Source organism: Acinetobacter sp. YH12145 (assembly GCF_013418335.1).
Classification (GTDB): Bacteria; Pseudomonadota; Gammaproteobacteria; order Pseudomonadales; family Moraxellaceae; genus Acinetobacter; species Acinetobacter amyesii.
In genome coordinates, this window is sequence record NZ_VPCE01000006.1 from 223,047 (window position 1) to 248,693 (window position 25,647).

The 25,647-nt window shown below is 41.8% G+C and carries 19 protein-coding genes and 4 tRNA genes; 10 read left to right on the forward strand and 13 right to left on the reverse strand.

The window, feature by feature from the left end; genetic code table 11:
• The 3 genes from hcaC to hcaE are packed head-to-tail and all read right to left on the reverse strand — an operon-like array spanning position 1 to position 2,209.
• Positions 1 to 327 carry a 3-phenylpropionate/cinnamic acid dioxygenase ferredoxin subunit gene (gene hcaC / locus FTU80_RS08455; RefSeq protein WP_067763933.1) on the reverse strand — a complete coding sequence of 109 codons (327 nt, stop codon included), beginning with the start codon at positions 325 to 327 and terminating at the stop codon, positions 1 to 3.
• Positions 327 to 845 (reverse strand): 3-phenylpropionate/cinnamic acid dioxygenase subunit beta, encoded by a 519-nt coding sequence (gene hcaF / locus FTU80_RS08460; RefSeq protein WP_067763936.1) that lies wholly within the window; start codon positions 843 to 845, stop codon positions 327 to 329. The genes hcaC and hcaF overlap by 1 nt, the downstream gene beginning before the upstream one ends.
• Positions 842 to 2,209, reverse strand: coding sequence for a 3-phenylpropionate/cinnamic acid dioxygenase subunit alpha (gene hcaE / locus FTU80_RS08465; protein ID WP_078192774.1), 1,368 nt, complete (start codon positions 2,207 to 2,209; stop codon positions 842 to 844). Before hcaE ends, hcaF begins: the two co-directional genes overlap by 4 nt.
• Positions 2,210 to 2,487: 278 nt before the next feature.
• Here hcaE and hcaR point away from each other — a divergent pair, with 278 nt between their 5' ends.
• Positions 2,488 to 3,393, forward strand: a complete 906-nt coding sequence (gene hcaR / locus FTU80_RS08470; protein ID WP_078192775.1) for a DNA-binding transcriptional regulator HcaR — start codon at positions 2,488 to 2,490, stop codon at positions 3,391 to 3,393.
• Between the two features lie 406 nt (positions 3,394 to 3,799).
• Here hcaR and FTU80_RS08475 read toward each other — a convergent pair whose 3' ends face one another.
• The 7 genes from FTU80_RS08475 to FTU80_RS08505 all read right to left on the reverse strand — a co-directional run bounded on the left by FTU80_RS08475 (position 3,800) and on the right by FTU80_RS08505 (position 12,009).
• On the reverse strand, positions 3,800 to 4,657 hold the full coding sequence (locus tag FTU80_RS08475) for an alpha/beta fold hydrolase (RefSeq protein ID WP_168377928.1): 858 nt from the start codon (positions 4,655 to 4,657) through the stop codon (positions 3,800 to 3,802).
• Positions 4,658 to 4,950: 293 nt separating this feature from the next.
• A complete protein-coding gene (locus FTU80_RS08480; protein WP_180084733.1) occupies positions 4,951 to 6,219 on the reverse strand; it encodes an OprD family outer membrane porin in 1,269 nt (422 codons plus the stop codon).
• 547 nt (positions 6,220 to 6,766) lie between these two features.
• Positions 6,767 to 7,786: a 4-hydroxy-2-oxovalerate aldolase gene (dmpG, locus tag FTU80_RS08485; protein ID WP_111884105.1), complete on the reverse strand. Its 1,020-nt coding sequence runs from the start codon at positions 7,784 to 7,786 to the stop codon at positions 6,767 to 6,769.
• A gap of 11 nt (positions 7,787 to 7,797) precedes the next feature.
• Positions 7,798 to 8,694: an acetaldehyde dehydrogenase (acetylating) gene (locus FTU80_RS08490; RefSeq protein ID WP_180024489.1), complete on the reverse strand. Its 897-nt coding sequence runs from the start codon at positions 8,692 to 8,694 to the stop codon at positions 7,798 to 7,800.
• A gap of 36 nt (positions 8,695 to 8,730) precedes the next feature.
• Complete coding sequence (gene mhpD, locus FTU80_RS08495) at positions 8,731 to 9,528, reverse strand: 2-keto-4-pentenoate hydratase (protein WP_078189749.1); 798 nt, start codon at positions 9,526 to 9,528, stop codon at positions 8,731 to 8,733.
• A 689-nt stretch (positions 9,529 to 10,217) separates the two neighbouring features.
• Positions 10,218 to 10,886 carry an HAD-IA family hydrolase gene (locus tag FTU80_RS08500; RefSeq protein WP_180034976.1) on the reverse strand — a complete coding sequence of 223 codons (669 nt, stop codon included), beginning with the start codon at positions 10,884 to 10,886 and terminating at the stop codon, positions 10,218 to 10,220.
• Between the two features lie 151 nt (positions 10,887 to 11,037).
• Entirely contained in the window at positions 11,038 to 12,009 is a 972-nt protein-coding gene (locus FTU80_RS08505; RefSeq protein WP_111884107.1) for an RluA family pseudouridine synthase, read from the reverse strand.
• Positions 12,010 to 12,768: 759 nt separating this feature from the next.
• Here FTU80_RS08505 and FTU80_RS08510 point away from each other — a divergent pair.
• The 6 genes from FTU80_RS08510 (at position 12,769) to FTU80_RS08535 (ending at position 18,976) form a co-directional block, all read left to right on the forward strand.
• The gene (locus FTU80_RS08510; RefSeq protein ID WP_180084734.1) at positions 12,769 to 16,173 is read left to right on the forward strand and encodes an Rne/Rng family ribonuclease; all 3,405 of its coding nucleotides are present in this window, start codon (positions 12,769 to 12,771) and stop codon (positions 16,171 to 16,173) included.
• 185 nt (positions 16,174 to 16,358) lie between these two features.
• Positions 16,359 to 18,200: a long-chain-acyl-CoA synthetase gene (locus FTU80_RS08515; RefSeq protein ID WP_180084735.1), complete on the forward strand. Its 1,842-nt coding sequence runs from the start codon at positions 16,359 to 16,361 to the stop codon at positions 18,198 to 18,200.
• Between the two features lie 140 nt (positions 18,201 to 18,340).
• A tRNA-Lys gene (locus FTU80_RS08520) sits at positions 18,341 to 18,416 on the forward strand.
• A 21-nt stretch (positions 18,417 to 18,437) separates the two neighbouring features.
• Positions 18,438 to 18,513 (forward strand) — tRNA-Lys (locus FTU80_RS08525).
• A gap of 49 nt (positions 18,514 to 18,562) precedes the next feature.
• A tRNA-Lys gene (locus tag FTU80_RS08530) sits at positions 18,563 to 18,638 on the forward strand.
• Between the two features lie 262 nt (positions 18,639 to 18,900).
• Positions 18,901 to 18,976: transfer RNA gene (locus tag FTU80_RS08535), tRNA-Lys, on the forward strand.
• Between the two features lie 137 nt (positions 18,977 to 19,113).
• Here the strand turns inward: FTU80_RS08535 and FTU80_RS08540 are convergent.
• On the reverse strand, positions 19,114 to 19,767 hold the full coding sequence (locus tag FTU80_RS08540) for a hypothetical protein (RefSeq protein WP_218949023.1): 654 nt from the start codon (positions 19,765 to 19,767) through the stop codon (positions 19,114 to 19,116).
• A gap of 300 nt (positions 19,768 to 20,067) precedes the next feature.
• Here FTU80_RS08540 and FTU80_RS08545 point away from each other — a divergent pair, with 300 nt between their 5' ends.
• Complete coding sequence (locus tag FTU80_RS08545; protein WP_078189754.1) at positions 20,068 to 20,325, forward strand: PspC domain-containing protein; 258 nt, start codon at positions 20,068 to 20,070, stop codon at positions 20,323 to 20,325.
• 118 nt (positions 20,326 to 20,443) lie between these two features.
• Here FTU80_RS08545 and FTU80_RS08550 read toward each other — a convergent pair whose 3' ends face one another.
• On the reverse strand, positions 20,444 to 21,550 hold the full coding sequence (locus FTU80_RS08550; RefSeq protein ID WP_180034978.1) for an HPP family protein: 1,107 nt from the start codon (positions 21,548 to 21,550) through the stop codon (positions 20,444 to 20,446).
• Between the two features lie 258 nt (positions 21,551 to 21,808).
• Positions 21,809 to 22,321, reverse strand: a complete 513-nt coding sequence (locus FTU80_RS08555) for a hypothetical protein (RefSeq protein ID WP_078192784.1) — start codon at positions 22,319 to 22,321, stop codon at positions 21,809 to 21,811.
• Positions 22,322 to 22,521: 200 nt separating this feature from the next.
• Between FTU80_RS08555 and glyQ the strand changes: the two genes are divergently transcribed.
• On the forward strand, positions 22,522 to 23,505 hold the full coding sequence (glyQ, locus tag FTU80_RS08560) for a glycine--tRNA ligase subunit alpha (RefSeq protein ID WP_078192785.1): 984 nt from the start codon (positions 22,522 to 22,524) through the stop codon (positions 23,503 to 23,505).
• Complete coding sequence (gene glyS, locus FTU80_RS08565) at positions 23,505 to 25,574, forward strand: glycine--tRNA ligase subunit beta (protein ID WP_180084736.1); 2,070 nt, start codon at positions 23,505 to 23,507, stop codon at positions 25,572 to 25,574. The genes glyQ and glyS overlap by 1 nt, the downstream gene beginning before the upstream one ends.
• Positions 25,575 to 25,647 lie beyond the last annotated feature (73 nt).

Here is a 25,647-nt window from a genome sequence, read left to right on the forward strand (position 1 = left end):
TTACTCTCCTGCCATCTCTACGTATAAAGCACCATCTTCAACAATCACAGGGAATGTTTTGATAGGATCTGTTGCTGGTAAGCATAATGCTTGACCAGTTTTCAAACAGAATCGAGCCGAATGAAGTGGACATTCAACAGTGCCATCATCTTCAAGGTAACCTTCAGACATTGAAGCATTACCATGTGAACAACGGTCGTTCATCGCGAAAAATTCGCCATTGTTGTTGAATACTGCAAGCGCATCGATACCGTTAACGCCGCAATCTACTTTCAATGCTTCGCCTTCGTCTAATTCGTCAACTTGGCAAACAAAAATCTTATTCATTAGAAGAACACGCTCAGGTTATGTGAGTTGTAAGTCACCTGATCAAGGGTAATCTTACGGTTGAAGATTTCGAAACCTTGCTCAGTGTCGACTTTGCGGATCTTGTCGTGACGCTTACCACAGTAGATTGTTACATCTTTCTCTTTCTGGGTACGGTACAACAAGTACGTTACGTAAACGTCGTATTCGCCTTCAACTTCAGTCGCTTCAACAATCACATTTGAAACCATGTGTGTTGTACGTGAAGGAGGTTCTTCAGCCCAAGCCATACCTGTCTCTAAACGAGCTACACGGCGTTCCAACAAATCTTTAGTATCATTAAATACCCAAGTTGTTGGCGGCTCAATCGAACGACGACGGTCACGTGTTTGCGCGTTTGGTGTTGTGCGTAACGTATAAGAAATATCTTCCGCTAATACAGCTAACCAATCGCGGAACTTCCAATCGTCAAGCAATTTTGCTTCACGATAAAGAAACTGACTAATTTGGTGATGGAGTTCTAAACTAATTTGACTCATTTCATAAGCTCCTTCTCATATTCGTCAGCCGCAGCTTCAACGTCTTCCCATTTTTCATGAATCAATAGGTCAGCCCAACGACGGTACATACCACGTGCAGCTGTTTCTGAGAAAATGTAGTTGGTGATACCAGGGATACCATCTTCACGTACTTTCTCGTTACCTTTACCCATTTCCATAATTAATTTGTTTTGACGGGCTTTATAACCACGTAAAACTTTTTGAATTTCAATCCAGTTCTCAGAGTCATCTTGCTCAAGGAAACCAGCAGGACCGAAGGCACGTGTTGCAGAACGTTCAAATGCTGCTTGTACATCTTCTGGCGCGTCCGCATCACAGATACAGAATGCCCATACTTCAGTCTTGTTTGGACCACGTGGGTGCCATACACGAAGCGTTGCAGTACCGTTCAACCAAGATAGTGTTGGGAACATGGTGTTGTGACCAGCAAGACGCAGTGCACGAGTTTCACCTAGGCGTTCTTTCACTTCTTCATACGTTTCACGGAAGTAGTTTGCTACTTCACCATCCACCCATACGTTTGCGTCTGGTTTCTCAGTGAAGAAGAAGCCTGAACCGTGACCACGTGAACCGTATTGGATCGCGTCTTTGGCAGTTTCCCAAACTGGACGGGCAGTTTGTGCAGCACCTAATTTCTTAGAAGATTCATCATCTGGTTTAGCACCAAGCACCTGAATCGCAGATGCATGAGAGAACAACGCGTGGTATTGGTCAGAAGCGAACTGTTCAGCTGCAAATTTCCAGTTACAGTCGATTTCCCATTTGTGTACACCACCAACGATCACAGTACCACCTTCACGACGGTCTACAACGCCGTCCAGGTACCAAGCGATATCGCCCATGTATTCTTCTAGATCTGGAGTTGTTTCATCCCAGCAGCCGAATACTAAGCCTTTGTATGATTTAACGCGGTTAACTTCTACCAGACCCCATTGCTCTTTACATGCACCATGTGGGTAAGCACGATCTTCAAGCGGGATATCTTTTAGAGAACCGTCAATACCGTATGACCAGCCGTGGTATGGGCAAGTGAACGCACGTGTATTACCACAGTCCGCGAAGCTCACACGCATAGAGCGGTGACGACATTGGTTTAAGAATGCTTTGATTGAGCCATCTTTTTGACGTGCCACGATGATTGGATCTTCACCCATATAGGTATTGAAGAAATCGCCGGCTTTAGGAATTTGGCTCTCATGGCATAGGAATAACCATGTACGACCGAACACACGTTCTAATTCAAGTTCGTAAATGTCTGGATCGGTATAGATAGATGGCGTGATACGTCCATTTTGTGCATCGACTAAAGCATCGATTTCGCGCACATCAATTTTTCCACTCATGAAAAGCTCTCCTGTGACCATAAGGCACAAAGTAATAGACTCAACTTTTCAACGATGATGGATTTTAGAGCGATATTCGGGAAATATTTATTTTGTTTTAATTAAGAGATTTTATGGATTATTACGGTAGATTTTTTTTATAGTATTTTTTTTAAATTACCGAGAACACCATTTATTTCGTGAATGGCAAAATAATCCTCACGCAATAGTTGTTTATAGATTATACTGAACGAACTTCTAAGTAAGACATTTTTTGGATTACTCCACGGGTTGATTATATGGAATTACGACACTTACGCTACTTCATTACTGTCGCTGAAGAACTCAATTTCAGTAAAGCTGCGTTAAAACTTTATACTGCTCAACCTTCTTTAAGCCAACAAATTAAAGATCTTGAAGAAGATGTCGGCGTAAAATTGTTGCACCGGACTAAACGCAAAGTTGAGCTCACAGAAGAAGGTGCCGTATTTCTAGAACAAGCACGTTTGACACTAGCTCAAGCAGACAAGGCCGTAGCGATGGCACGTCAGGTTTCACAAGCCAAACAACAGATGCTACGGATTGGTTTTGTGCCTGTCGCAGAGATGAAAATCTTCCCATACGTCTTGCCAAATCTGCGTGTTCAAAACCCAGAACTCAAAATTGAATTACTTAGTTTAAATAATCGCGATCAGATGAAATTGCTACAAAAAGGTGAATTAGATATCACTTTTACTCGCAATAACTTTCATAGCGACGAAATTGAAAGTCAGTTTGTATTACGTGAACCATTGATCTTTATTTTACCCAAAGATCACCCTTTAGCGAAGTACGAACGTATTCCAGTTAAAGCATTGAACGGTATTGATTTTATCATTCCTGCACGCGAACAATCAGGCACATTGCATGAAGCCATTTTAGACTTTGCTTCTAACCATGGCGTTCAATTTAATATCGTGCAAAAAGCCGACAATATCCTGTTTAACATTAACTCCATCGGCATGGGCTTAGGCTGCACGATCCTACCGGGATACATCGCGCCATTGACCATGAACAATACGGTGATTCGTCCTTTAGATGTCGAATTACCGTATCTAGACTTGTATGTAAGTTACCGAAAAACGGCGAGTTCTGTGGCTGTAGATAAATTCCTTGAACTGCTAACCAAAGTTTTTTATCTCGATATTAATCGCGAACAGCGTTAATTTTCGCCAAGTCATAATTTATAGATATAGCACCATTATTTTTGAAATAAATAATGGTGCTTTTTTTATGGCTAAAAAGTCGCTTTTTTAATCGTTTAAATGTTTTAATCGACGCATTTTATCTATCATGCATATCGACTTGATGGAAAATAACTTATAAATTTTAGTTTAGACATTGATAAAAATTGCTAAAAATTGCCGATTTACAACTTAAGTCTAATAAATAATTCCCCTTCCCCAACCATTCAGATGAGCTTATTTTATGCCTTTTTACTGATTTAGACCGTACACTGTCGACCCATTAATGAGAATAATACTCATTTAAAGTATTTCTTTCAAAAGATTTATATAAAAAAAAGGATGGCAAAACCATCCTTTTTTTGAATTTCATGTCAGTGACAAGAAATTACACACCACGCGCTTTTAAATAATCTTTAATCACGGTGTTGAATTCTTCTGCTTTTTCAACTTGTGACCAGTGACCACATTGGCTAAAGATATGCGCATCCGCATTTGGAACTGTGTTCAAAATATCCCACGTACGAGATACTGGAATCACCACGTCTTGTACACCGTGAATCAACAATACTGGCACAGTAATGTCTTTCATTTTTTCAAAGTCGAGTGGGAATTCGAAACGGTCACGGTCGCGTGCGCCAACAACATCCATCAAACGATTTGATGCATAGTCATTTGCAGCAGAAGCGAAACGTACTTTTACCAATTCGTCTGTGATCAAGTCTTTGTTTACAACAAACATAGACAAGGTTTTCTTGATGCCTTCTTCGGTTAATACAGGGTTTGCATGTGCTTTAAGTGCTGCAGTTTGTTTAGCACCGCCTGTACCCATAGACACGATACCCAATACACGTTCTGGATAGTCCAAAGCCATTTGGAATGCTAACCAGCCACCGAGTGAGTTACCCACTAACCAAGTTTTTTCAATACCTAGGGCATCTAACGTACGTACAGCGTGATCAACCCAAGCACGGATACCATAAGCAGTATTCGGTGCAACAACAGTTTGACCATAGCCAATCGTATCGATAGCGATACAACGTGCTTGTTCACCAATTTGTGGAAGGTTTAACCACCAGTTAGCAGCAGCAGATACACCTGTACCTGAACCGTGTAAAAATAGAATTGGTGTGCCTTCACCCACTTCGTGGTAATGCGTTAATTCGCCTTCAGCAGTTTCAATCCATTTATCTTCTAAACCAAAGAATGAATCAGTTGTATAGTCAGGAATCTGAACAGTGCTCATACATGCTCCTCGTATTGCGTAGAGCTTATGTTTCAATCCATAACGGATTTAAACACAAGGGGGACTCTTTTGGATTTTGTGGTTTTTACAGTCTCATATTACCTGTTCAGCCACTGCTAACTGATACATATTTACGATCATAAACAACAAATAGACTATAATTTAAGTTATTGTTTTTAAATACATAACTCAAAAATATATCCATAAAATCTTTGAGGTATTTCTTTTTTAAATAAACCAGCGAATAAAAAGGGAAGCAATGAATCCACTTCCCTCTTTTTTATCCTGAGAAATTAGAACTTATAGGTATAAGTTGTCGCGACACGGTACTCTTGCAAGTCAGATTTGTAATCGAAATCGGCATCGATATACATTGCCTGGAAGCCTAAGCCCTTCAACTTACCTTCAGGCACGGTGTAGTTCACAATTAAGTTCAATTCATCTGACTTCTGATCTTTAAGACCAGCAATTTCTGCATCTGAACCTGTGAAATACACAGCAGTTGTATTTAAGCCTTTCACACCCATTTCTGAGAAATCATAGCCATAAGTAAAGCCCCATGATTTTTCATTTTTTGCAGTAAATGTTGCTATACCCCAGTTGACTAAGTACGGCTGCGGCACCCATCCACCCAGTGTTGGGAATGCATTATCACCAAACATTTGTTGATAACCCAAACCAAAGGTATGCGAACCGTAATTCACTTTCGCACCCACCGACAACGCTTGGTTATCAATTTCACCATAGAGCTTGTCACCCGAATCCGAGTTATCAAAATAGCGGATATGACTGTCTAACTTGACTTTTTCACCCAGTTTAGTTTTGTAGTTCGCACCTATATAGTGCTGTTGGTAGATATCCTGTACATCGGCATACCAGTAGCTACCACCAATTTCAGGCGTAAATTGGTGATCAATCCCCGCAATATACATCCCGTCAGATGCTGGACCGTTGTCAAAATGACCTATTTTTCCATTCGGCAGCTCTTTACCTGGTGAAAATAAAGTTAAATCACGGAACTGGTTATCATAACGATTATTAATACCGTCAATATAAGCCACGGTCAACTTGGTATCTTTCAGGTCTTTCGACTCCAGCCATGCACCGCTGTAAGTAGTCAGCAACTGACGTGATGGATCAAATACTAGCACTGGAGATACCGGCAATAGCTCGCCCACTTTCAATTCAGTTTTTGACACTTTGGCTTTAAGGGTCACACCCACTTTACCAAAGTTATCTTTTGATTCTTTACCATCGTGCGGCAAAATAAAGTCTGCATTGGTATCACGGCCATTGAGTTTAAAGGCATGCTGTACCAGCAGGTCCGCGCCGACTTGAATGCCCGCGCCAATATCCTGATAACCTGACTTCGCATCCAGCGTAATGCCTTGCGACCATGAACCCCAATTTTTATTTGGAGTATCTTCAATTTGACGATCCAAATAAAAGTTTTTAAATTTCAATTGCACTTGGCTGTCGTCAACAAAATCCGCATAAGTTGCAGATGTTCCTAATGTTGCTGTCGCAGCAAGAATTGCTATCCATAAATTTTGACGACGCATGGCTTATTCCCAGTGATCAAATTAAGCTATGACATCATCATGCTCAACAATACCTTGGAAAAAAATCCGACTACAGTATTAAGGTTTATCAGGCTTTTGTACAACTTGAACTTTGGAAGCTATTTCTGCTTATTTTCCTTAGAGATTAAAACAATAACTCTTTTTTATCATTTAGAACGGCTGATTAAATTAACCCCATGTTTTATTAACATAAAATTTAAAGTTTTTTATTTTTTGCAATTACATCCCCTGTATTAATTGCTTTTAAGTTTAATCAAAGTTTTCTAATGAGATTTATCCTCATTTAATTTATAAAATTTAGCTATTACGTTATATTTAATTTATATAATCATCAACAACTTAAAGTTAAATTTTACTACTATGGCTGCTCGAAATCAGCCATTGGTTCGTAAGATATTTCTTATTTCAATCCACTTTTCATGCCTCAAATCAATCTCAACGTAATCTCAAGCCCATCTCAAACCAACACAGCCACTTCAGACATAAAAAAAGCGCCCATTTCGGGCGCTTTTTGATTTAAAGCAAATTAAGCATTGGCTTCTTTTGCTTTAGACATGGTCAATGCCAAATCTTCGATCATATCTTCTTGACCACCAACAGTACCACGACGACCAAGCTCAAGAAGAATTTCACGCGCAGAAACGCCATATTTCGCTTCAGCACGTTTCGCGAATAACAAGAATGATGAGTAAACACCGGCATAACCTAAAGTTGCTGCATCACGGTCAGCACGGATCTGATGTGTCATCATTGGAATGATTAAATCTTCCGCAACATCTTGAACTTTAAACAAGTCCACACCTGTCTCCATTTGCATACGGTTGGCAACCGCAACAAACAATTCAAGTGGAGTATTACCTGCACCTGCACCTAAACCTGCAGAAGCTAAATCGACACGCGTTGCACCAGCTTGAACCGCTGAAACAGAGTTCGCAACACCCATACCTAAGTTATGGTGACCGTGGAAACCGATTTCGATCTCTGAAGCCAGGTTGGCACGTAAAATACCCACGCGGTCAGTCACGTCTTGAGGCAACATATAACCAGCAGAGTCAGTCACATAAATACAGTTTGCACCGTATGACACCATTTTGCTGGCTTCTTCCAAAAGTTTTTCAGGAGTTGCCATGTGCGCCATCATCAAGAAGCCCACAGTGTCCATGCCAAGTTTACGTGCAGCCGTAATGTGCTGTTCAGAAACGTCAGCTTCAGTTGAGTGCGTTGCAACACGAATGGTTGCTACACCAACATCATGTGCCATTTTCAAATGGTCAACCGTACCAATACCAGGAAGTAAAAGTGCAGATACTTTTGCCTGTTTCAGGTTTGGAATCACCGCTTTTAGGTATTCTTCATCGGTTGCTGCTGCAAAACCATAGTTCACAGAGTTACCGCCTAAGCCGTCACCATGCGTAACTTCGATTAAAGGTACACCTGCATCATCCAAAGCAGTTGCAATGGCAACCATTTGTTCAGGTGTAGTTTGATGGCGCATAGGATGCATACCATCACGTAAAGTCATATCATTAATAATAATCTTAGACATTTTGGTATTCCTTAAGCTTCAGCAGTGTTTAATACGCGTTCTGCAAACATTTCTGCAGTACGTGCAGCTGCCGCAGTCATAATGTCGAGGTTACCTGCATATTTAGGAAGATAATCACCTAAACCTTCAACTTCTAAGAAGATTGAAACACGGTTACCGTCAAATACAGGACCATTTACAAGTTTGTAACCTGGTACATATTTTTGAACTTCAAGAATCATCGCATGTACAGATTCAGTGATTGCTGCTTGATCTGGTTCACCTTCAACCAGACAGTGCACAGTATCACGCATCATCAGTGGTGGCTCAGCAGGGTTAATGATGATGATCGCTTTACCTTGTTTCGCACCGCCCACTTTTTCAATAGCGCCAGCAGTCGTACGAGTAAATTCATCAATGTTTTTACGTGTACCTGGGCCCACAGATTTTGTTGAAACTGTTGCAATGATTTCGCCGTATTCAACAGGCTGAACTCGTGAAATCGCTGCAACCATAGGAATCGTTGCCTGACCACCACATGTCACCATGTTGACGTTCGGAACTTCACCTGCGTCCAATAACGCTTCTAAGTTTACTGGTGGTACGCAGAATGGACCGATTGCAGCAGGTGTTAAGTCAATCATTAACACGCCAAGTTCATTTAATTTGCGGCTGTTTTCAGCATGAACATAGGCAGAAGTTGCATCAAATGCGATTTTAATGTCGTCTTCAATTACGTGTGGAAGTAAACCATCCACGCCTTCAGCAGTGGTTTTTAAACCCATTTTAGCAGCGCGAGCCAAACCTTCAGACGTCGGGTCAATACCAACCATCCATACTGGTTCTAAAAATTCGCTGCGTTGAAGTTTGTAAAGCAAGTCAGTACCAATGTTCCCTGGACCGATCAATGCACATTTAATCTTTTTCATGAATGTGTACTCTTAAAAATTCCGTAAAACCCAAGCTTATTTCGCTGCAAATGCTGCAGTCACAGAACCAAAGCCTTCAATTTCAACTTTGAATTCATCACCAGGATTTGCCACAACCATTGGGCCTAAGGCACCGGTCAATACGATGTCACCTGCAAGCAATGGACGACCACGACGAACCATTTCGTCAGCCAACCATACAGCTGCATTTAATGGGTTAGAAAGACACGCTTTACCCACACCTTGTGAAACCACTTCTTCACCACGAGTCATGACCATTTTGCAATTTACAAGGTCAAGATCTGCAAGTTTTACAGGCTTAGAACCCAGCACAAAACCTGCTGAAGATGCGTTATCTGCCACAGTATCAATCAACGAGATTTTCCAGTTTTCAATACGGCTATCGACCACTTCAATTGCAGGCAGTGCATATTCTGTTGCACTAATAATGTCTGCATAGGTGTGTTTTTCTTTGGTCAAATCTTGGTTAATCACCAAAGCAATTTCTGCTTCAACTTTTGGCTGAATCAATAAACCAGCAGGGATTTCTTCACCATCGCCATACGCCATGTCAGCAAACAACATACCGAAGTCAGGTTGATCAACGCCTAACTGCGCTTGTACAACTTTTGAAGTTAAGCCAATTTTACGACCTACAAGGCGACGACCTTCTGCCACCGCACGTTTGGTATTCACTTCTTGAACGGCATAAGCAATATCTACATCAGCACTTTCACCACCAAGTTGTGGACGGATCGGTGCAATCGCAGCCTGATTTACTTCCGCATCGCGTAATGCTTGCGCAACTGATTCAACAACAGCAGAATTCGACATCAATGTTTCCTTAAACTGCAAAAATTGGATGCACAACGTGTTTCATCCCGATCACCATCAAAATCAAAGTGATGAAAGTCATGTCAGGATTCGCCTAAAGCATTTCACTTGACATACTACACGTTATGTTTAGATGCATTTAGCATCGAGATTTTAGAAAGTGAATACCAATACTTATTTTATTTATGACTATAGCTATTAGCTATAAATTAATCATTATTTATTATTAATATTCAAAAACTTAAGTCAAAATAATTAAATAAAATTCACTATTTTTTTCGCCCTTAAATCTGAATCTCTACTAAAAAACTTGGCTTATACGACTAAAAGATAAGATTAAAAGATTATTTTAGCGTCAGGCCAACTTTTACGCATAGGTTTTCAATTTCATCTGATTTAGTTTAATAAATTGAAAATTTAAAAATAAATCAATAAACAACAATAAGATAAAACCAAAAATTCAAACAAAAAATCTATTCCAGCTTGTGGTAAAAGGCCAAATAGTTGCGCTCAACTTTTTAAGGTAAATTTGCTAGAAGACTGCTTGTTATTGTAGAAAAATCTAGTGTTATTACTTTTTTAAATAATTGAATTTACTCATTTCATCAAGTAGAGCTTGAATTACTATTCATTTGATAACAAAAAAGGTGAAAACAAATTTCACCCTTTTTACTCGTTTGTATCTAAAACTATACAGCTAGACGTAATTTCACGTGTTCTAGTAGAAATTCAGTCAAATCACCTACGCTATGTGCAATATGTAAGGGTTGAAAACACTGGAGTGTTTCTACAGTATGCACTCCATAGCTCACGCCTACACGTGGCATCTGAATATTCAGTGCCATTTCCAAGTCATACGACGTATCACCAACCATAATGGCTTGATCGGCACGTAGTCCTGTTTCCGCCAAAATTTCTGCCAACATCAACGGATCTGGCTTAGATTTGGTTTCACTGGCTGCACGTGTCGCACGAAACAACTCATGACTTTGCGTTTGAGCCAAGACACGGTCTAGACCTTTACGACTTTTTCCTGTTGCAACAGCCAATTGTAGACCGACATCGCGTAATTCCTGCAACATATCCGCGACACCATCAAACCACATATCCCCTTTGGAATGGGCCACATAGTGATCGGCATAACTTTGCAAAATGTCGCTGTGCAATTCAGGAACCGTCGGAAATAACCGCTGTGCGACTTCCGGCAGACCTAAACCAATAATACTTTTCGCATCAGCATCGGTCAGCGGCTGTGAATATTGATCTGCTGCAAATTTTAAACTCGCTACAATTTGACCCACAGAATCAAATAAAGTGCCATCCCAATCGAAAATGACTAGTTTTACAGCTGAGTTCATACGTTTTCCTAGATTTGATTCAGTGTTTGGTAATTCAGATTCTGGAGTGCATCAATTTATTTACCTCACCCCGACCCTCTCCTTAAAGGAGAGGGCGAAAGAAAACTTACGAAGCAGTCCTGCTCAGGGGGAGAAGTCTAATATTTAAAACTTACTCGTCATCTTCTGAAGACTTCACCACTTTGTCGGCTTTTTGCGCGCGTAGCTGCGCCACAAGGCTTTGCATATCTTCTGGCAATGGCGCTTCAATGGTTTGGTAACCCGGAATTTCTAAACGCATAGCATGCAGACATAAACGACGTGGCTTTGGACCACGGTATTCAGTTTCATGACCGTATTTTTCATCGCCCACCAGTGGATGACCAATACTTAAACCATGTACACGGATCTGATGTGTACGGCCCGAAAGTGGAGACGCATACACCAATGTGGCATGCATAAAACGTTCTTTCACGTTCCACAGCGTCTTCGACTCTTTACCTTCTTTAGGTGATACACGAACACGACGCTCGCCATTTGCCAGTTCGTAACGATGCAAAGGCTGATCAATGAGCTGCTTATCTAAACTCACCACGCCTTTCACCACAGCAGCATAAGTTTTTTGGATTTTGTGTTCGCGCAGCATGTCTTGCAAGGTTTTCAGCACACTACGTTTCTTGGAAATCATCACCAAGCCCGAGGTATCACGGTCAATGCGGTGAATCAGCTCAAGGTATTTCTTCCCTGTTGCGGCACGTAAGCCTTCGATCAAACCATACGCCACACCACTACCGCCGTGAACAGCAATACCAGAAGGTTTGTTTACCACCATTAAGCCTTCATCTTCGTACACCACACGGCTCAGTAAACTTTGCGCGACTTTATCCGATACAGGAACCGCAGACTCATCTTTTTGCTCATAACGAATTGGAGCAACTCGAACTTGGTCACCAATATTGAGTTTGGTTTCCGCTTTGACGCGTTTTTTATTGACGCGGACTTGGCTTTCACGAATCAGACGATAAATGCGACTTTTAGGCACACCTTTCAGACGACTAAACAGGAAATTATCAATACGTTGACCCGCCTGATGCTCGTCCACTTCAAACCAGGTGACGCTTTGCCATTCTTGCGTAGAATTCATACAGTTACTGTGACCTAAAAAAATACTAAAATTGATTAAAAATTGATCATTTAAGCTATACTTTTCGCAAGAAACATAAGCTTAGCCCATAGGCAGATGATGCAAGGTTTGATATAGTCAGCGCACGGAAACCACCGTAACTGAGTAAAAGTTGATTCATTTCAGTATTTACTGTCATTGAACTTTCAAGCAATTACTCATTTAGCTCGGAAAGGTCCCAAAAGAATTATGCCGACGCCGAAGGCTTATTATATCGGCAAAACTGCAAACTGTTGCGTTTAATTGTGCCGTAGGTACATAAAAACAGTTTGCCCCAAAAAAATATGTGCCAACCAAGGTTGGTTTTTAAACGTAAACTGATACACATCAGACCAGTCGCTCCCTGGAAATCGTGTTCAGGCCACAACGTTTGATGCATTGGATCTGCACAGTTTGTAAAGGTACGATGATAATTCCGTATCAAGACGCTCTATCAGATATGAATGGATGCTCTTCGAGCAATGTGACAGTGAAAGTTACTCACATCCAATGCACCGTTTGTCCGCCAGTGAAACGCGTTCAGGTGACTTTAATCGTTTAAAAGATTGAAGCCGTATTGCCATCATCAATACGTGAATCAAAAACCGTTGCCCGCCCAAAGAAGGTCGGTACACATGCACAGATGATGTTTTTCGATCTGTGCAACTTGATCCATGCTATCTGATGCTCGCTACGAGTCAGGCGATGTTCTTCTGTGTATCACTATTAGGTGTTACACCCATGAAACGTATGTTGATTAATGCAACACATGCCGAAGAAATTCGCGTTGCACTTGTCACTGGTCAGCGTCTTTACGATTTTGACTTAGAGAATCGTACCCGTGAACAAAAAAAATCGAATATCTATAAAGGTCATGTGACTCGCGTAGAGCCGTCTTTAGAAGCTGTATTTGTTGAATACGGTGCAGGTCGTCAAGGCTTCTTGTCGATGCGCGAAATTGCTAACTCTTATTACAAAGCAGATCCTCGCCAAACTTCAAACATCCGCGAATTGATCACTGAAGGCACTGAGCTTTTAGTTCAAGTGGAAAAAGAAGAACGTGGTAATAAAGGTGCTGCCCTTTCTACATTTATCTCACTTGCTGGTCGTTATTTGGTCTTGATGCCAAACAACCCGAAAGGTGGCGGTATTAGCCGTCAAATTTCAGGTTCAGTTCGTGAAGAATTGAAAGAAATGTTGGCGTCTTTAAATGTCCCTCGTGGCATGAGCGTGATTGTACGTACTGCAGGTATTGGTCGTTCTCAAGAAGAACTCCAACTTGACCTTCAACACTTGCTGGACCTTTGGGCACAAATCCAAAGCACATCAAGTTCTGGTCCATCACCAATGTTGGTTCACCAAGAAGCCGGTGTGGTTACACGTGCGATCCGTGACTATTTACGTGATGATGTTGCTGAAATTCTGATTGACTCTGAGCAAGCGTATAACGAAGCGTATAACTTTGTTAAAGCGGTGATGCCACGTCAAATCGACAAATTAAAAACCTATACGTTAAATGAACCGTTATTTGCTCATTTTGGTATCGAAAGTCAAATCCAAACTGCCTATGAACGTGAAGTAAAACTTCCTTCTGGTGGTTCAATTGTGATTGACCAAACTGAAGCATTGGTTTCAATTGATATTAACTCTGCAAAATCAACACGTGGTAGCGATGTAGAAGATACGGCGCTAAATACCAACCTTGAAGCTGCAGAAGAAATTGCTCGCCAATTACGTTTACGTGATATCGGTGGTTTGGTTGTGATCGACTTCATCGACATGACCAAAGACCGTAACCAACGTATGGTTGAAGCTAAACTTCGTGAAGCAACACAAAGTGACCGTGCGCGTATCCAATTCGGTCAATTGTCACGCTTTGGTTTGATGGAAATGAGCCGTCAACGCTTACGTCCATCGCTTGAAGAAGCCACTGGTTATGTGTGCCCACGCTGTCATGGCACAGGTATGGTACGTGACCTACGTTCTTTATCACTTTCAATTATGCGTAAAGTGGAAGAAATTGCGCTACGCGAACGTCATGGTGAAGTTCAAGTTGAAGTGCCTGTTGAAATTGCTGCATTCTTATTGAATGAAAAGCGTCACAGCCTTGTATATCTTGAGCAAACTTCAAATGTTCGTGTGACTGTACTTCCACACCCTCACCTAGAAACACCACATTACGAAATTTCGTATAACCCAGAAGGTTTTGCACCGACAAGCTATGAACGCACTGAAGCGACACGTTCTAGCGAAAAAGAATTGGGTTACGAAGCATCTGAATGGCATTTAGGTGAAGAACAGGCCGCTGCTGCTCAGCAACAAGCACCTGTACAACAACAAGAAAAAGGCCACAAAAAGAATAAGCAACAACCCGTTGCTGCTCAACAAGCACCTGCACAAGTTGCCGCTCCTGCAGCATCATCTAGTCCATGTGCATGGTTAGAAAACTTATTTGTTCAAAAACAAGCTGCAACCGTTGACCAGTCGCGTACTGCAAACAATGCCGCTGCTGCAATTGAACAAATGGTAAATAGCGGTGCTGCAAGCCGTGGCCAGTTTGGTCAAATTACCCCTGCATCGGCAGCGCCTGTTGTTGTCGTAGACAATAATGCTTACCTTGCGCCTTCTTCTGTTGTGCACAAACAAGAACGTGACAGCCATTCAGAAAAAGCTGACCGTGAAGAAAAACGTCACAACAAAAAGCGTACTAAGCATAAAGAACCACGTGAACAAGAAGCTCAATCGCATCAAGTTCATGAAGAAGTGTTACAACCTTCACGTCAAGACCGTCAAGAACAGCGTAATAACGAAGCACGTCAAAACGAACGCCAAGAGCAACGTTCTGAACGTCAAGAACCGCGCCAAGACAACCGTCAAGACCAACGTGAAAACCGCCGTAACTCACGCCGTCAACACAACAACGAACAAGTACAGCAAGATGTTCAAAATAATGAGCAACCGCAGTCTGTTCCACGTCGTGACCGCAACAACCAACAACGTCCAAATCGCCCAAATCGCCACCGCGATCAAAGCGTATTGAACGAGCAAGCGATTGCTCAGGAAGTTGCAACTGAGCAACAACCTGAAAACCGCAATCAACGTCAACCTAAAGTTGAAGTTGTTAATGCACCACGTCAAGACGTGATGCCAACAGCACTTGTAGTAAATGTTGATCAAGCTCAAAGCGAAATCGTAGCGCTAAATACTGCTCCAGCAGTTGAAAAACCTGTAGAAACCCCAGTGGTCGAAAAGGCCGCTGTCGTTGAAGCAGTAAAAGTGGAAAAACCTGCGACTGAAACAAAAGAAGCAGCGCATAAACCACAGCATGCGCAGCAAAAACCGTCTCGTGCAAGCAATGACCCTCGTCAGCGCCGCCGCGAACAGCGTGAAGCTCGTGCTCAACAAGCACAGGCTCCGAAAATTTCGCCATCTCAAGTGCCGACACTAGGTCAATACACTATAAGCAGCTTGATTAAGCATGTATACGGTGAAGACTGCTCAGTACTGATTGAGCAATTTGGCTTAATTCCAACATTCAACCGTGCATTGCAAAAATTCACGGAAGAATATGCCGCAACTTTGACTGCACCTGCAGCTGAAACAGCTGTAGAGAAAAAGCCTGTCACTCGTGATGTTCAAGTTGCAAAAGCTGCACCTGAAGCTGAACCAGCGCCAATGTTGGATTTGACACCACCAAAGCCTGTGTCAGATAAACGTGTTGCTAATGACCCACGTGAGCGTCGTCGCCTTGCTAAACTTGCCGCTGAACAAGCGAAACAAGACCAAGCAAAAGCACATGCTGAGGTGGAAGCTACGCCTGTCGCAGACACTGCTATTGAGGCGCCTGTAGTTGCAGAAGCTAAAGCTGCTACAGTTGAAGCCAATGTATCCGACGTTGCAGGTCAAACTGAAGCACCTGAACCCGTTCAAGCTGAACTGGATGTGAGTGCGCAGCCTGAAAAGACGGAAGATGTGTCTGAAGCTCCTACTAAACCAGTAGAAGAAAAAGCTCAAGCCGTTGAAGCGGAAAAGAAAGTTGAGGTTCCTGTAGACGAAAACTCGGCCGCTGAAGGTGAAAAACCTGCACGCCCTCGTCGTCCTCGCGGTCGTCCACCGAAAAAAGCAAACACCGCAACTGAGCAGTAATTTGCTATTTTGCAGGTGAATAAAAAAATCCAGTCATTTCGGTGACTGGTTTTTTTTTGATACTTTTGTCAAATTAGGTTGATTGCACTAGATCGAAACGATTAAAAGACAATTGTAGAATTTGCTGCAAATTTCATTGCAAAGAAATAGACCGTATCGGATTACGAAAAATAAATAGGATTCACATGAGCCAAACTACACAACACGACCTTATTGGGATTGCTGATGTTGCAGCAAAAATTCCCGCGTTCATTAGCAAAGTACCCAACCTGTTGAGTGGTCTAAAGCAAGCCTATTTACGTACCCCAAATACTTCCGCAGGCTTGGGAATTGCATTTGAAAAAGCCGTAAAGCGTAATCCCAAGGGTTATGCGCTTTATTTTGAAGAGCAAAAATATACCTATAACGAACTCAATGAATGGGCCAATCAAATTGGTCACTATTACCTTGCACTCGGTGCAAAAAAAGGTGATGTGATTGCGGTGATGATCGAAAACCGATCTGAACTCGTGGCAACCATCGTGGCTTTAGCCAAAATTGGCGTCACCAGTGCCTTGGTCAACACCTCACAAGTTGGCAAAGTCCTGACACACAGCATCAACTTAGTGAACCCAATTGCGGTAATTGTGGGCGAAGAATGCCGTCAAGCCGTAGAAGATATTCGTAATGATCTCAGTGTGGCTACAGATCGTTTACATTGGTTTGCAGATCAAGCCACTCGTGTAGATGCCGGTCAAGCACCGAAAGGCTTCTTAAACCTTGCAGAAGCGATTGATAAATTTCCAAAATTCAACACACCCACCACTGCAAGTGTAAAAGGCAAAGACGGCCTATTTTATATCTACACTTCTGGGACAACAGGCTTACCTAAAGCGGTGATTTTCACCAACAGCCGTTGGACTTTGGCTTATGGAACATATGGTCACGTCCTTAATCTGAATAAAGATGATGTGATGTACGTAACTTTACCGCTCTATCACGCTACAGGCACTGTAGTTTGTTGGTGTGGGGTGATTGCAGGTAGCGCCACCCTTGCCCTGCGTCGCAAGTTTTCAACTTCATCGTTTTGGAAAGATGTACAAAAATTTGATGCATCAGCCATTGGCTATGTGGGCGAGCTTTGCCGTTATTTGATGGATGCTCCACATTCAGACCTTGAAAAAGGCCATCGTGTGAAAAAAATGATTGGTAACGGCATGCGACCAAACATTTGGGATAAGTTTAAAGAACGCTTTGGAGTCGAAGAAGTCCTTGAACTTTATGCTTCAAGTGAAGGCAACGTCGGCTTTAGTAATGTGTTTAACTTCGACAATACCGTTGGTTTTTCACCAACGCCTTATGCGATTATTCAGTTTGATAAAGAAAAAAATGAAGCTGTACATGATGCTAAAGGTCGCTGCATTAAAGTCAAAAAAGGTGAAGTCGGCTTACTCATCGGTAAAATTACCCGTCGCTCACCTTTTGATGGCTATACCGACACGGAAAAAAACAAATCCGTTATTATGAAAGATGTATTTAAGCATGGTGATTCATACTTCAACACTGGTGACTTGGTTCGTGACATTGGCTTCCGCCATGCACAATTTGTCGACCGTCTAGGTGATACTTTCCGCTGGAAAGGTGAAAACGTTTCAACCACTGAAGTTGAAAACATGGTGAGTGAGTACGATAAAATTGCTGAAGCTGTGGTTTATGGCGTAGAAATTCCAGATACCAATGGCCGTGCAGGTATGGCTGCCATCACGCTCACCGATGGTGCCGAACTCAACGAACAAGATTGTAGTGAAATGGTTCTGCAATTTAAAAAATGCTTACCAGCTTATGCCGTGCCAGTATTTTTACGTGTACAGAAAAAAGTCGAAACCACAGGCACATTTAAATACCAAAAAAACAAGCTGAAAGAACAAGCTTTTGATCCTAAGCAAACTGATGAACGTTTATTGGTATTGCTGCCAAATGCAACTGCTTACTGTGATTTAACTCCTGAAATTTATGCCAATATTCAGGCATATAAATACCGTTTTTAAGCAAATAGCGCTCATTTTAGCGACAGATATCCGCTAAAATGAGCTACTTTGTTGTATTTATAATCAAACACAAGCAAGTTTATGAATTTTTACTTGCGCTTGAAGCAGATCTTGCTACAATACGCACCATCAAGCGAAATGGGTCGTTAGCTCAGTTGGTAGAGCAGTAGACTTTTAATCTATTGGTCCCGCGTTCGAGTCGCGGACGACCCACCATTTCCTTCGATACCACAAGATGGGTCGTTAGCTCAGTTGGTAGAGCAGTAGACTTTTAATCTATTGGTCCCGCGTTCGAGTCGCGGACGACCCACCATCTTTCTAAAATGCCAGTTTTAGATTACAATCTTGTGCATACCCCCTAAGGGTCGTTAGCTCAGTTGGTAGAGCAGTAGACTTTTAATCTATTGGTCCCGCGTTCGAGTCGCGGACGACCCACCATTCTTTCTTAGGGCTTCTTTCTTCCGGCAGTTGAAGAAAAAGAAACCTGCAGGTTCCGACCAAGACAAACCATCACCATTATTGGTTTTGATTCGCCATTCTCGAAATTTTGCTATAGCGATGTTGCGAAGTATCATTCTTGTCTTGCTAGATGAAGTATTTGACCTGAAAAATTTTAGATAACAAATATTCCCTAGTATTCAAAACTACGCGCTTCGTTTATCTTGCTAAAATTTTAAAATGCTCTTTTAAAATTTTCCCAGGGTTGTTAGCTCAGTTGGTAGAGCAGTAGACTCTTAATCTATTGGTCGTGGGTTCGAACCCCACACAACCCACCAATTCTGTTTTGTCTTAACTATATCGTATTAATAATTCAATTTTTTATAAGCTAGTTGCATTCGATTAGCCAAGATTTGCGAATTTCACGCCAACGCTCAAACGCAATTTATAATTTTATTTACTTCATTCGCAGTATTTAATTTGGGTCTTTCACCAAGGTATAGGCATGTTGCGGCTGAGGATAACCCTTGGAAAATAATTCCTGATTTCGGTCGACTTCACCTTGACGAATTTTGTCTAAATCCATGGTGATTTTATTTTCATTAATCACATGATAATAAAAATTCACGCCTTCTTTTCGATGAACCACCAGCTCGGTATGTGCTTCATTAACACTCCACGTATCCTTACGGTATTTCACATTAATGCCTGGCGTATTGGTTTTTTCAGCAAACACTTTACCAATTTGAATAATACTGCGGTGTACCGTGCCATCTGGCAATAAGTTAAGAATAAACTCCGCATCGCCTTCTGGGCATGGAATAAAACTGTCATCGCATTTTACTTTGGCATGAAAACGTCCAATAAAAATTTTGGCATGCTCAGGAACAGGAGCTGACTTTATGTCCTCGTCATTCGGCAATGTCGCCTGCCCTGCCACTTGGGTTAATTTTTTTCCATGATCTTGCTTCGCTTGAACTTCCGATGCGATAGCTGATGCTGAACTTTCACCCTTATCCGCTGCGGGTTGAGGCGTTGGACTACAACCACTAAAAGAGAGGCTGAACACTCCTGCAAACACTGAAAGATATGCAAATTTCATCAAAAAAGGTGAAGCCGATGTTTTCATATAATGTGCCAAGACCAATCATTCATTGGTTTTTTCAGTTCTTGCTGACTTAATATTGTAATCAAATAATCAACGCTGTATACATATATTTGCGATATATGTTAATCATATCTCATTGTTATCGTTGATATTTAATTAATACTCAAGCTATTTTAAAGGCAAACTAATCAAACCAATTCTTCAAATTACATAACTTTACTTAATTTTTTTTCTGCACCCTTTAAATCGCAAAGCTTGTCACCATTTCTATAATATGAATTTGGAAATATTCAAATTTATTCTTTTTTGAAGGAGACCTGAATGGCCAATGTTGGTTTATATCGCTCAAACCGCTCTAACATGATTGCTGGTGTGATGGGGGGTATTGCTGAACGTTTTGGTTGGAACGCAAATTTACTGCGTATTATTTTTATCTTTGTATCATGCTTAAGCGCAGCCTTTCCCGGTATTTTGGTGTACTTGGTTTTATGGTTAGTCATGCCTAAAGCACAAGATAACTTTTTCCGTACCAATGGCTATTCAGACCCTATTCGTACTGTGAATGATGACAGACGTTAAAATCCTTTGACCCAGTTTGGTCGCTACGGTTTCTCCCCCAAGATTCCGTAGCTTTTTTTTGCCTATATATTGGCAAAGCCATATTTAAGTCTGATGAATTTAAATTAAAGTTTAAGGCTTAAGATTTTGTTTGCTGATTTAGCTGTTGATATAAGGCGGCAATCATATCGGCACGGCTAATCATTCCCACCAACCGTTTTTGCTCAACGACTGGAATATAATTAAAAGATCTTTCCACAAAATACGGCACTAAATCTTGAATGGGTTGATCCGGCTGCACGGTCACCACTTTGGGATTCATAATTTGATAAACGTGATTTTCCCAACTGGCTTTGGGGTCTGCGGCACGTTTAAACCATTCCACTACATCATATAAAGCCAAATTTCCCACCAAGCGATCCAAATCACTCACCACAGGCAAACTCATCAAATTGACTTGTTTAAACTTTTCCAATGCTGACTGAATATCATCTTCTGCACGCAGGGTAATCACTTGCTGACTCATGATGTCACGACAATGAAACTGGCTTAGGCCACGACGACTGGCTAATTGCTGTGCTTCTAAAATAATTTTTTGTAAGTCATATTCACTAATATCAAGCAACTGACTTTGCTGTTCTAAGACTTGCTGAATATCCGCTGGCTGAATCGACACTTTTTGTGTCGGTGTTGGATCTGTCGTCCGAGTATTGACTTGTGCTTTTTGTGGATACTGCTTGCCTAGTAATCGGTTATAAATGATAGCAACCACCATCAAGAGGACCGAATTTAAAAGGACTGGATAAAAAAGAAAGGCATAGCCTAAATCATGGACTGCCTCTCCGCCCAATACCGCTGTAATCGCCACGGCTCCACTTGGTGGATGCAATGAGTCTGTGGTCATCATTAAGATAATCGCTAATGCAACCGCGATACTAAATGCTTCGGTTAAATTAGGAATAAACATCGCACACGTCACGCCAATCAAGGCCGCAAGACTATTACCGACTACCATATTCCACGGCTGTGCCAATGGGCTGGCAGGTACAGCAAAGAGCAGTACGGACGATGCGCCCATCGGGGCGATATACCACGCATTTAAGTCATCTAGCGCCAGCCAACTGATCAGTGAAGAAATACTCAGGCCCAGCAAAGCACCTACCCCACACAGGATGCGGTCTTTTAAAGGCAGAACTTTAAAGTTGGGTTTAAGCGTATTGAGCCAAGCTGATTTTGCGTGAAACACGAGATACCTTGTTTGTTGTTTTGCGAGATGTGGCAATTATAAAGCCATGCAAGCAATAAGATGTATTCAACTTACATCTTTATCTTATAAATTTTACTTTTGATTCTTTTGAATGATGTATACGCCGCTTACTTGCGTAGTTTTATCCCAAGAAATGAGCCTAAAATTCTCATTATATGTTACTGATAATTAAAATAAAAAATCTATCAGCGCTCACATCTGTACTCACTAAAACAAAGGAACATTTAGGCGGTCAGCTTATTCATCTTGATCAATTAAATCTTCACTGCCATAAATAATTTTCTGAGCTGTTTCATCATACACAATAGGAAACCATTCATAATAAGCCGAAGGGATTCGTTCAACTCGAATACGTCCAATCACATAATTATGCCCACCCAATAAATCAACAGTGAATCGAGCTGGACGAGCGATAACTAGCTGTGAATTATGATCAATGACGAGCTCAGTTTTGCCCTGTTCTACAGCGGTGGTAAACCGTCCGTGAATAGGTGAGTCAAAAGCCATTCCTCTTGTGACTTTTCGCGTCCCCTGCTGACCATTGACCTCAAGCAAAAGACCTTCGCTCATTTGATACTTTGAGCTGACCACTAACTGCTGTTTAATCAAATTCTTACATTCCGCGTTGCAAGAATTTGTAATAGTCGCAATTTTTGAAGCGTGAAGTGATGAATCTGAATACAAAGCTACAGGCGTCGTACTACAGGCAGATAGCACCATACTTATCACAATAAAAGACTTCTTAAACATTGTTATCGCTCATCATTCAATTTATTCATCCACTTTATGCCACAAGTAACTTCGTTTTTATTCTGTACAATAGGAAAATATAAAATTCTGCGCATCATTAAAACATCAAAGCTTGATTCAAGAATGATTAACCCTTTGCCACACACCCCCAAAATCCTTATAATTGAGCACAATTTTTATCTAATTTTAAGTGGATGACCATGAGTCGCGCCATATCGCATATTGATACCTTCCAAGGCTTAATTCTTGCCTTACAAAACTACTGGGCTGAACAAGGTTGTGTAGTGTTACAACCTTACGATATGGAAATGGGTGCAGGTACTTTCCACACTGCAACTTTCCTACGTGCTTTAGGCCCTGAAACTTGGAACGCGGCTTATGTTCAGCCTTCTCGTCGTCCTAAAGATGGCCGTTATGGTGAGAACCCAAACCGCCTACAACACTACTACCAGTTCCAAGTCGTGTTGAAGCCAAACCCAGACAACATCCAACAGTTGTACTTAGATTCATTAAAAGCCATTGGTATTGATACCCTTGTTCACGACATTCGTTTCGTGGAAGACAACTGGGAATCTCCAACACTTGGCGCATGGGGCTTAGGTTGGGAAGTTTGGTTAAACGGTATGGAAGTGACTCAGTTCACTTACTTCCAACAAGTCGGTGGTGTTGAATGCTACCCTGTAACTGGCGAAATCACTTACGGTCTAGAACGTCTAGCGATGTACCTCCAAGGTGTAGACTCAGTTTACGACTTGGTTTGGACTAAAGGTCAGTTTGGTACAGTGACTTATGGCGACGTGTTCCACCAAAACGAAGTTGAACAATCAACCTATAACTTTGAATATGCCAACGTTGAAAAAATGTTTGAGCTATTTGACTTCTATGAAGCTGAAGCAACTCGCTTGATGGAAGCGGAACTTCCACTTCCTGCATACGAACAAGTGATTAAAGCATCTCATAGCTTTAACTTGCTTGATGCACGTGGCGCAATTTCAGTAACTGAACGTCAACGTTACATTTTACGTGTACGTACATTGGCTCGTGCGATTGCCCAAAGTTATGTCGCTGCGCGTGCGAAGCTTGGCTTCCCGATGGCAGAACCTGCTTTACGTGACGAAGTATTAGCTCAGTTAAAAGCACAAGTTGAAGCTGAAGCAAAAGTAGAATCTAAGGAGAGCAAATAATGTCTAAACATACCGTATTGTTCGAATTAGGCTGCGAAGAACTTCCACCAAAAAGCTTAAAAAAATTACGTGATGCACTTCATGCAGAAACGGTAAAAGGTTTAAAAGACGCAGGTCTTGCATTTGATGCGATTGAAGCTTATGCAGCACCACGTCGCCTTGCATTGAAAATTGTCAATGTAGACGGTGCACAAGCAGACACACAAAAACGTTTTGATGGCCCTGCTAAACAAGCAGCGTTTGATGCCGAAGGCAAACCGACTAAAGCTTTAGAAGGCTTTATGCGCGGTCAAGGCATTACGGTTGATCAAGTTTCAACTTTCCAAGCAGGTAAAGTTGAAAAAGTGTGCTACTTAAAAGATGTAAAAGGTCAAAGCCTTGATGTTTTACTTCCTCAAATTTTACAAGCTGCTTTAGATAACCTACCAATTGCAAAACGCATGCGTTCTGCGGCAAGCCGTACTGAGTTTGTACGTCCTGTAAAATGGGTTGTGTTGTTGAAAGACAGTGATGTAATTGAAGCAACCATTCAGGATCACCAAGCAGGTAACGTGACTTATGGTCACCGTTTCCATGCTCCTGAAGCAATTACACTTACAAATGCCGATGCTTATCTTGATGCCCTTCGTACTGCAAAAGTGATTGCAAACTTTGAAGAGCGCCAAGCGATCATCGACCAACAAGTGAAAGCTTTGGCGGATGAAGTGAATGCCATTGCGATTGTCCCTGCGGACTTACGTGACGAAGTAACAGCATTGGTTGAATGGCCAGTTGCGCTTCGTGCAAGCTTTGAAGAACGCTTCCTTGCTGTTCCTCAAGAAGCACTCATCACGACGATGCAGGACAACCAAAAGTACTTCTGTTTAGTGAATAGCGACAATAAACTTCAACCGTACTTCATTACTGTGTCAAATATTGAGTCGAAAGATCCGACTCAAATTATTGAAGGTAACGAAAAAGTCGTTCGTCCACGTTTGTCAGATGCTGAATTCTTCTTCTTACAAGACCAAAAGCAACCGCTTGCAGCTCGTAAAGAGAAACTTGCAAACATGGTGTTCCAAGCAGAACTTGGCACCCTTTGGAACAAGTCTGAACGTATTGCTAAATTGGCTGTGGCTTTGTCGGCTATCACAGGTGCGAACCCTGCAGATGCTGAAAAAGCTGCGCTCCTTGCAAAATGCGACTTAACCTCTGAGTTGGTGGGTGAATTCCCAGAGCTTCAAGGTATTGCGGGTACTTACTACGCACGTATTGAAGGCGAAAATGATGAAGTTGCTGAATCTTTAGGTGAACAATACTTACCTAAATTTGCAGGTGACGTTTTACCAAAAACTAAGACCGGTACAACGCTTGCGCTTGCTGACCGTCTAGATACATTGACAGGTATTTTTGGTATTGGTCAGGCACCGACAGGTTCTAAAGACCCGTTTGCACTACGTCGTTCTGCGATTGGTATTTTGCGTCTTGTGACTGAAAATGATTTAGACGTTTCGATTGAAGATCTAATCAAACTTGCACTTGCTGCCTATGGCGATGTATTGAAAGATCACGATAAGACTTTAGCAGATGCTGTTGCATTCCTTGAAGGTCGTTACCGTGCGAAATACGAAGACCAAGGCGTGGCTGTAGATGTGATTCAAGCGGTTCAAGCACTTTCTCCAAAATCGCCACTTGATTTTGATAAACGTGTAAATGCGGTAAATCATTTCCGTGACTTACCTGAAGCTGCTGCACTTGCTGCTGCAAACAAACGTGTCGCAAACATTCTTGCAAAAGAAGCTGCACCTGAAGGAAGCGTTGTTGAAGCCAACTTGGTTGAAGATGCTGAAAAAGCATTGTTCGCTGAACTTGCGAAAATCACACCTGTGGTTGAGCCGTTATTTGCTGCGAAGGACTACACTGCTGCCCTTTCTGCGCTTGCTGCACTTCGTGCGCCAGTCGATGCATTCTTTGACGGTGTAATGGTAATGGCCGATGATGCTGACCTGAAAGCAAACCGTTTACGTATGCTTGCACAGCTTCGTGACTTGTTCACGAAAGTGGCTGATATTTCAGTGTTACAGCACTAAGTTTAAGTATTCATTAAAAACCCGCTTTAGAGCGGGTTTTTTTATGCCATTTGAAATCTAGGTAGAATCCTGT

What these genes read in the sequence shown, in the direction of transcription:
- hcaC (WP_067763933.1), bottom strand. Translation starts at nt 327, where the DNA reads ATGAATAAGATTTTTGTTTGCCAAGTTGACGAATTAGACGAAGGCGAA.
- hcaF (WP_067763936.1), bottom strand. Translation starts at nt 845, where the DNA reads ATGAGTCAAATTAGTTTAGAACTCCATCACCAAATTAGTCAGTTTCTT.
- hcaE (WP_078192774.1), bottom strand. Translation starts at nt 2,209, where the DNA reads ATGAGTGGAAAAATTGATGTGCGCGAAATCGATGCTTTAGTCGATGCA.
- hcaR (WP_078192775.1), top strand. Translation starts at nt 2,488, where the DNA reads ATGGAATTACGACACTTACGCTACTTCATTACTGTCGCTGAAGAACTC.
- FTU80_RS08475 (WP_168377928.1), bottom strand. Translation starts at nt 4,657, where the DNA reads ATGAGCACTGTTCAGATTCCTGACTATACAACTGATTCATTCTTTGGT.
- FTU80_RS08480 (WP_180084733.1), bottom strand. Translation starts at nt 6,219, where the DNA reads ATGCGTCGTCAAAATTTATGGATAGCAATTCTTGCTGCGACAGCAACA.
- dmpG (WP_111884105.1), bottom strand. Translation starts at nt 7,786, where the DNA reads ATGTCTAAGATTATTATTAATGATATGACTTTACGTGATGGTATGCAT.
- FTU80_RS08490 (WP_180024489.1), bottom strand. Translation starts at nt 8,694, where the DNA reads ATGAAAAAGATTAAATGTGCATTGATCGGTCCAGGGAACATTGGTACT.
- mhpD (WP_078189749.1), bottom strand. Translation starts at nt 9,528, where the DNA reads ATGTCGAATTCTGCTGTTGTTGAATCAGTTGCGCAAGCATTACGCGAT.
- FTU80_RS08500 (WP_180034976.1), bottom strand. Translation starts at nt 10,886, where the DNA reads ATGAACTCAGCTGTAAAACTAGTCATTTTCGATTGGGATGGCACTTTA.
- FTU80_RS08505 (WP_111884107.1), bottom strand. Translation starts at nt 12,009, where the DNA reads ATGAATTCTACGCAAGAATGGCAAAGCGTCACCTGGTTTGAAGTGGAC.
- FTU80_RS08510 (WP_180084734.1), top strand. Translation starts at nt 12,769, where the DNA reads ATGAAACGTATGTTGATTAATGCAACACATGCCGAAGAAATTCGCGTT.
- FTU80_RS08515 (WP_180084735.1), top strand. Translation starts at nt 16,359, where the DNA reads ATGAGCCAAACTACACAACACGACCTTATTGGGATTGCTGATGTTGCA.
- FTU80_RS08540 (WP_218949023.1), bottom strand. Translation starts at nt 19,767, where the DNA reads ATGAAAACATCGGCTTCACCTTTTTTGATGAAATTTGCATATCTTTCA.
- FTU80_RS08545 (WP_078189754.1), top strand. Translation starts at nt 20,068, where the DNA reads ATGGCCAATGTTGGTTTATATCGCTCAAACCGCTCTAACATGATTGCT.
- FTU80_RS08555 (WP_078192784.1), bottom strand. Translation starts at nt 22,321, where the DNA reads ATGTTTAAGAAGTCTTTTATTGTGATAAGTATGGTGCTATCTGCCTGT.
- glyQ (WP_078192785.1), top strand. Translation starts at nt 22,522, where the DNA reads ATGAGTCGCGCCATATCGCATATTGATACCTTCCAAGGCTTAATTCTT.
- glyS (WP_180084736.1), top strand. Translation starts at nt 23,505, where the DNA reads ATGTCTAAACATACCGTATTGTTCGAATTAGGCTGCGAAGAACTTCCA.